This is a genomic window from Streptomyces triticagri, assembly GCF_003429565.1.
Classification (GTDB): Bacteria; Actinomycetota; Actinomycetes; order Streptomycetales; family Streptomycetaceae; genus Streptomyces; species Streptomyces triticagri.
Map to the genome: position 1 here is coordinate 20,331 of NZ_QUAK01000080.1, position 7,102 is coordinate 27,432.

5 protein-coding genes and 1 pseudogene are annotated in these 7,102 nt (G+C 73.2%); 1 reads left to right on the forward strand and 5 read right to left on the reverse strand.

Annotated features, from left to right (window positions below; genetic code table 11):
- Positions 1-11 precede the first annotated feature (11 nt).
- The 4 genes from DY218_RS35620 to DY218_RS14965 form a co-directional block, all read right to left on the reverse strand.
- The gene (locus DY218_RS35620; protein WP_128556514.1) at positions 12-3,272 is read right to left on the reverse strand and encodes an AAA family ATPase; all 3,261 of its coding nucleotides are present in this window, start codon (positions 3,270-3,272) and stop codon (positions 12-14) included.
- Positions 3,273-3,321: 49 nt separating this feature from the next.
- Positions 3,322-5,481, reverse strand: coding sequence for an MMPL family transporter (locus tag DY218_RS14955; RefSeq protein WP_128556515.1), 2,160 nt, complete (start codon positions 5,479-5,481; stop codon positions 3,322-3,324).
- 134 nt (positions 5,482-5,615) lie between these two features.
- On the reverse strand, positions 5,616-5,873 hold the full coding sequence (locus DY218_RS14960) for a hypothetical protein (protein WP_128556516.1): 258 nt from the start codon (positions 5,871-5,873) through the stop codon (positions 5,616-5,618).
- The gene (locus DY218_RS14965) at positions 5,870-6,259 is read right to left on the reverse strand and encodes an ArsR/SmtB family transcription factor (RefSeq protein WP_128556517.1); all 390 of its coding nucleotides are present in this window, start codon (positions 6,257-6,259) and stop codon (positions 5,870-5,872) included. Before DY218_RS14965 ends, DY218_RS14960 begins: the two co-directional genes overlap by 4 nt.
- 168 nt (positions 6,260-6,427) lie before the next feature.
- Between DY218_RS14965 and DY218_RS14970 the strand changes: the two genes are divergently transcribed.
- Entirely contained in the window at positions 6,428-6,880 is a 453-nt protein-coding gene (locus tag DY218_RS14970) for a hemerythrin domain-containing protein (protein ID WP_128556518.1), read from the forward strand.
- Between the two features lie 9 nt (positions 6,881-6,889).
- Here DY218_RS14970 and DY218_RS14975 read toward each other — a convergent pair.
- Positions 6,890-7,102, reverse strand: a pseudogene (locus DY218_RS14975) (vitamin K epoxide reductase family protein); the annotation flags it as partial.

Below are 7,102 nucleotides of genomic sequence, written 5' to 3' on the forward strand. Positions count from 1 at the left end.
CCGGATCCCCCTCACAGCCGCCAATCGGGCACCGCACCACCGGGGCGGTACGCACAGGTCAGCCCCGTCGACACCGCGCCCCGCAGATGCTCACCCAGCGCCGGATGCCGCGCGTCGATGCGCCGCAGTGTGTCCCGGATACGCGCCGTGACCGCCTTCCGCGCCCGCTCCGCCTCGTCCCCGAGCCGCCGCGCGCGCCCGCCGAGCCCCGCGGCGAGCCGCAGTTCGTCAAGGAGCGCCGCCCGCTCCCGGTCGTACTCGGCGGCCCGGCCGCTGTCGCCTGCCGCCGCCGCCCGGTCGATCTCCTCGTCCAGGCGCTCGAGACGCCGCCGGTACTGCCGCTTCGCCTCCTCGTCGAGCACCGCGTCCCCGCCGAGGCTGCCGGCCGCGACCACCTCCGCGCCGCCCGCAGGCGCGAGCAGCTGCACCGCCGGAATGTCCGTGCCGGGCCGGCTCAGCAGGGTCCGCAGATCCCTGAGCCCCTTGGCGTCGGGCAGATGCACCGTGGTGCCCTCGTACGTCAGATTCCACACGGGTCCGTCGGGCCGGAACTCGTAGCGGTACGAAGGGAGTTGCTCGTCGGCGACCTGCTGATGGGCCCCCGCGGGCGCCGCCGCCCGCAGCCCCGCCACCCTGCGCACGACATGGCGCATGCCGAGCTCCGCCGCCTCCCGCTCGACCTCCTCGAGCAGCTTCGCCGCGTCCGCGCCGGAGGCGATGCGCACCTCGGCGAGCCGGGAGCGTGCCTCCACCGACCAGGGCCGCGCGGTGAGCCGCTCCGCGCTGCGGTGGGCGCGCTCGAAGCCTTCCGCCGCCGCCTCCCAGTGGCCGAGCGCCGCCTCGCAGACCGCCGTCCAGTGCGCGATCGGACCGCTGACGTCCCAGCCGAACAGGGAGACCGCCCACTGGCCCTCGAAGGGCTCGAGCGCGCGCAGCGCCTCGCCGATCAGCTCCGGATCGCCGGAGGCCGCCGCGGCCTGCGCCTGGAAGCGCAGCCGCAGCGGCAGGAAGCCGCGGTCCGGCTCGGCGCCCCGGCCGAGCAGTTCACGCGCGTGCGCGACGGCCGCCTCGGTGTCCCGGGCACGCTGCACGAGCCGCTCGCCCGCGGTGTCCTCCGCGCCCGGCGGCGGGTCGAGCCGGCCGAGCCCGCGCGCCACCGCCGTACCGCTCGCCTCGATCGCGGTGATGCCGGCGAGCAGCCGCGGGCACGGATGGTGGCGCTCGACGGTACGGGCGATCCGGGCCGCGTCGTCCGCCCGGCCCTGCAGCAGGGCCAGTGTCCACCGGTGGTGCTCGAGCAGGGCGGTGAAGTGGTCGTGCAGCCCCGTCCGTTCGCCGAATGCCAGGCTCTCGGCGAGGAAGCTCTCCGACTGCGTGAAGCGTCCGAGGAGCCCGGTGACGATCGACTGGTCGATGGCCGCGCTGACCCCCGCGCGCGGCAGATCCTGCTTCTCGCAGAACGCGACATACGTGTGGTACGCGTCCAGGGTGCGCGGATCGCCCAGTTCGAGCAGGGCCACCCAGCGCAGGGCTCGGGCGAACATCTCCCCGTCGGCGTCGCCCCTGCGGCGCGCGATCAGGATCAACTCCTCGATCAGCGCCAGTCGTTCGGCCGCGGTGCCCGGCCCCCAGATGGAGTGGTGCCTGGCCCAGAGGCTGAAGCCGAGCGCCTCGTCGTCCTCGTGCCGGCGGGCCAGGACGGCGGTGCGGATGCTGAGATCCTGCGCGAGCCGCTCGGGCCTGCGGTCCGCCCCGGCCGGTCCGACCACGGCCGTGTACGCCTCGCGCAGCAATTGGATCGCGGCATCGGCGCCGGCCGGGTCGGTGTGGTGCGCATGGCCGTAACAGGTCAGGGCGACCCGGGCGAGCAGCTCGGCATCGCCCTGCTCGCGGGCCAGGGCGGTGGCTTCGTCGTACCTCGTGCGGGCCTCGGCGGACTCCCCGAAGTGGTCGCAGGCGTCCGCGAGATCGAGCAGGACGAGGACCCGCCCTGCCGGGTCCGACAGGCGCCGGGCGCAGGCCTCGGCCCGCCGCAGATGGGTCAGCTGCTCGTCGTACGCGAGCCGGCCGGCGGCGTCGCGGGCGGCCTCCTGCATGATCCGTACGGCCGCCTCCGCCGGCACCGCATCGCCTGCCAGGTGGGCGTGCCGGGCCAGGTCGCTGAGGAGCAGCTTGTCCGCGAGGGAGGGCGCGGCCTCGACGGCGGTGACGACCGCCGCGTGCCGGGCGCCTGCCTCGGTCTCGTCGAAGGCCTCCTGCAGCGTCTCGCGCACCAGGTCGTGCGCGAAGCCGAAGCGGCCGCCGCCGAGCGAGGCGACGAGCCGGGCCGTGACCGCCTGGCCGAGCAGCCGGTCCACATGCGCGACGGGGTCGCCCGCGACCGCGGCGAGGACCTGGCGGTGGAACTCCCGGCCGAGCACCGCGGCCGTGCCGAGCAGAGCGGCCACCGCGGGCGGCAGCAGATCGAGCCGGTGCCGCACGGCCTCCCGTACACCCGGGGCGATCGCGGAGACGGAGCCGCCGCCCGCCCAGAGCCGGGCGGTCTGCTCGACGAAGAACGGATTGCCGCCCGTCCTGCGCCACACCTCGGCCGCGAGCTCGGGATCGGGGGCACGGCCGGCGACGCGGGTGATCAGCTCACCGGTGCCCGCCGTGTCGAGTCCGGTGAGCGCGAGGGTGCCCGCCTTGGCGGTGAGCGGCGCGAACTCGGTGCGCAGCGGGTGCCCTTCGGTCTCCACCTCGGCGTCCCGATAGGTGCCGACGAGCAGCAGCCGCTCGAACCAGGCGTGCCCTGCGGCGAATTCGAGCAGCTTCAGGGATGCGCTGTCCGACCAGTGCAGATCGTCGAGTACGACCATCACCGGCCGGTCCTGGGAGACGGTGACGAGGGCGGTCGTCACCGCGTCGTACACCCGGAACGCGGAGCTCGGGTCGTCCAGCGGACGGGCCTCGCCGAGCAGTACGGAGAGGCTGCTGCCCGCCGCCTCCTGGGCCGCGGCGAGGGCGTCCTCGCCGAGCGCGCGGCGCAGGCCGCGCACCACCTGGACCCATGGCCAGTACCCGGGGGCGCTGCCCGAGGACCAGCAGGTGCCGGTGAGCACCAGGGCACCGAGGTCGCGGGCGGTACCCGCGGCCTCGGTGACCAGGCTGGTCTTGCCGATGCCCGCCTCGCCGGTGACGAGCACGAGACCGCCGTGGCTCTGCGTGGCGCGCTCGATGTCGGCGCGCAGCCGGGCCGCGGGGTGGTCGCGCCCGATGAGTACGGGAGTCATGCCACCCGACGATAGGCGCACCCACTGACAACCGGCGGCCGGTGACGGGTCAGCCCGGCAGCACGGCCTCGCGTCCGGCCGCCTGCCCCGCAGCTCCCTCGCCGTCGCCGGAGGCGCCGTCACCCGAGTCCCCGTCGCCGCAGTCCCCGTCGCCGCGCGCCGGACGCCGTGCGAGCCGGCCCGGCCACCAGAAGACCCGGCCCAGGTCGAGGGCGAGCGCGGGCACCAGGACCGTACGCACCAGGAAGGTGTCGAGCAGGACGCCGATGCCGACGATCACGCCCATCTGCGCCATGGTCACCAGCGGCAGACCGGCGAACACCGCGAAGGTCGCGGCGAGCACGACACCCGCCGAGGTGATCACACCGCCGGTGCTGGTGAGCCCTTCGAGGACCCCGCGCGCGTGGCCGAGCCGCCCGGCCTCCTCCCGTACCCGGTGCATCAGGAAGATGTTGTAGTCGATGCCGAGGGCGACCAGGAACACGAAGCCCATGAGCGGGATCGACCAGTCGACGCCGGCGAAGCCGAGCACGTGCTCGAAGAGCAGATTGGAGCCGCCGAGCGCCGCGAAGAAGGACAGCACGACCGTGGCGAGCAGCAGCAGCGGTGCCACGAGGGACCGCAGCAGCAGGATCAGCACGCCGAGGACGACGAGCAGGACGACGGGGATGACCGTGCGCAGGTCCCGGTCCGCGGCCCGCTGGGTGTCGAGGGTCTGTGCCGTGGTGCCGCCGACCAGGGCGTCCGCCCCGTCGACGCCGTGCACGGCGTCCCGCAGCCGGTCGACGGTGTCCTTGGCGGCCTGGCTGTCGGGTGCGTCCTGGAGCACGACGGCGTACGACACCAGGGCGCCGTCCGGAGTCCGGTCGCCGTCGCGCACCGCGGCCACGCCGTCGGTCCCCGCGGCGGCCTTTCGTACGTCCGCGGCCCGGTCGGCGCGCGCGACGATCTCGGCCGGATCGGATGCGCCGGACGGATAGTGCGCGGAGATCCGCTCCTGCGCGACCACGGACTCGGGCTTGTCCTGGAACATCTCGGCCTGGCTCAGGCCCATGGTGATACCGGTGGCGCTGAGCGCGAGCACGCCGGTGACTCCGACGGACATCAGCCAGGACCAGCGCGGCCTGCGCGCGACGGCCGCGCCGATCCGCGACCAGACCGTACGGGCCTTGCGGGCGGGCGTGCCGTGCCGCGGCACGAACGGCCAGAACACCCAGCGCCCGGCGATGACGAGCAGCGCGGGCAGCACGGTCACCATCGCGAGGAAGGCGCAGACGACGCCGACGGCACCGACCAGGCCGAGCGAGCGCGAGGAGTTGATGTCGGCGAACACCAGGCAGGCCAGGCCGACCGCGATCGTCCCCGCGGAGGCGAGCACGGCGGGTCCGGAGCGGCGCAGCGCGATGCGCATGGCGGTGTGCCGGTCCTCCTGCCGGTGCAGCTCCTCGCGGTAGCGGGCGATGAGCAGCAGCGCGTAGTCGGTACCGACGCCGAAGACGAGCACCATCAGGATGCCGGCGCTCTGCGGGTCGACGGGCAGTCCGGCGTGCTTGGCGAGCAGATACGTGCCGACCTGGGTGAGGACGGCGGCGAAGCCGACGGAGATCAGCGGGAACAGCCACAGGATCGGGCTGCGGTAGGTGATCAGGAGCAGTACGGCGACGACGCTGCCGGTGGCGATCATCAGGGTGGCGTCGAGGCTGTCGAACACGGCGACCTGGTCGGTGAGGGAGGCGGCGGGTCCGCCGACCTCCACGTCCACGCCGGGCGGCGCGTTGGCGCCCGCGACGTCGCGCAGCTCGTCGACCCGGTCGGTCAGTCCGTCGCCGCCGTCGAGGGGCACTACGGTCATCAGGGCCTTGCCGTCGTCGGACGGTACGGGCGGGGCGATCTGCTCGCCCTCGGCGGCGAAGCCGCCGAACTCGCCGCGCTCGTCCGCGGCGAGCTTCCGGGCGGCCGAGATGTCGCCGGTGTAGACGACGACTGCGGGCATCAGTTCGTCGGTACGGAACTTCTCGAGCTCCGTGTTGACCGCGGCGGACTCGGCGCCGCGCGGCAGGAAGGCGTTGGGCCCCGAGTCCTCGACCTCGCCGAGCTTGCCGGCCAGCGGGCCGAGCGCGACCGCGGCGATCAGCCAGGCGGCTAGCACCAGCCATTTGCTGCGGCGCCCCGCGGGGGCGGTGGGGAGCCGCTTGATCCAAGCGGGCATGGGTGGTCTCCTTCAGTGAGAAGTGGGTGTTCTGCGATGGGCTCGCGGGACGTGCTTCTGTTGCGCACGGCCGGGAGTTGCCGCTCCCGGCCGTGCCGCTGCGCGGGGGCCGTCCGGACCTCCTGGGCCGCCGGCTATTCGATCTCGCGCATCATCTTCTCGACCGAGGACAGCGAGATCCGGGTCTGCGTCATCTCCTCGACGGAGCGCCGCTGCATCTCGATGTTGTCCTCGAGCAGCTGCTGGTACTTGAGGGCCATCTGCTTGTACTGCTCCTCGCGGGAGGCCAGCATCCGGGCCCGCCAGGTCGCGGCGATCTGCCACACGACCACGATCAGGAAGAGGAAGACCCCGCCGGCCCCGATCGCTCCCGCCCAGTCTGCGCCGTTCATCCCGAGCTCTCCTTCACAGTTGTCTGGTGCTGCCGTTCGGCGGCCTGGTCGCCCGGGTCCGCGGGTTTCGCGTCGCGCGGGAGGGTGGGGGCGAGGGCCGCCACGAGCCCCGGCGTGAGGGTGTAGCTGAAATCCACCAGCTCGTAGTACTTCATCGCCTTGCCGCTCTCGGACAGTTCGAGCGAGCCGGTCACGAGGCCGGCGGCCTCCAGCCTCTGCAGGTGCATGTGCAGCAGGGGCCGGCCCATCCCGATCTCGCGGGCGAGCGCACTGACGTAGTTGCGCCCCTCGGTGAGGGCCGCGACGATCCGCAGCCGGTGCGGGTTGCCAAGGGCCGAGAGGATCTTCAACAGCTCGTCCCCGGTGGGTACGGAGGCCTCGCTCATGACTCCACCGTGCCCCCGCTCCTGACACCTGTCAAAGCAAACTGACACATGTCCGGGAAGACTGGGGGAGTCTCAGGGGCACCTCAGGGATTCCTCAGGGTCGCCGCCGCAGACCCGGCCCGGTGTGGCGTTTTCCGCAGGGTGGCCGCTCTCGCCTAGAAACTCCCCATGTGCCACTACTGCGGGTGCCGCGAGATCCCGCTGATCAAGGAGTTCATCGCCGAGCACGAGCGGGTCACGGATGCCGCGGGGGATGCGGTACGCGCCCTCGACCGCGGCGACCCGGACCGCGCCCGCGTCCTCGTCGACGCGATGGCGCGCGAGCTGACCAGCCACTGGCGGGGCGAGGAGGACGGTCTCTTCGCGGTGATGCGGGACGACCCGGAGTACGCCGACTACATCGATGCCCTGGTACGCGAGCACCGGGAACTGGCCGCTCTGTTGCCCCGACTGGACCTCACGGATGCCGCGGACGCGGCCACGCTGCGCGAGGCGGTGGACGAGCTGCATCACCACATCGCCAAGGAGGAGGACGGTCTCTTCCCCGCCTCCCTCACGGCCCTGTCCGGGGACGGCTGGGACCGTTCGATGGCGGCCTGGCGCACCGCCCACCCGGACTGAGCGGGGTGGTCAGCTGGTCCAGAAGTCCCACCAGCGGGTCAGGATCAGCATGCCGATGATCCCGATGTGCAGTACGGGCAGAACCCAGGCGAACTCGTCGAGGAAGGAGCGAACCCCCCGGGGCGCGGGCAGCAGACCACGGCGGACGTTGTGCGCGGTGACGTACCAGAACATGACGATCGTGGCGACCCACGCCAGACAGCACCACAGACACAGCGAGTT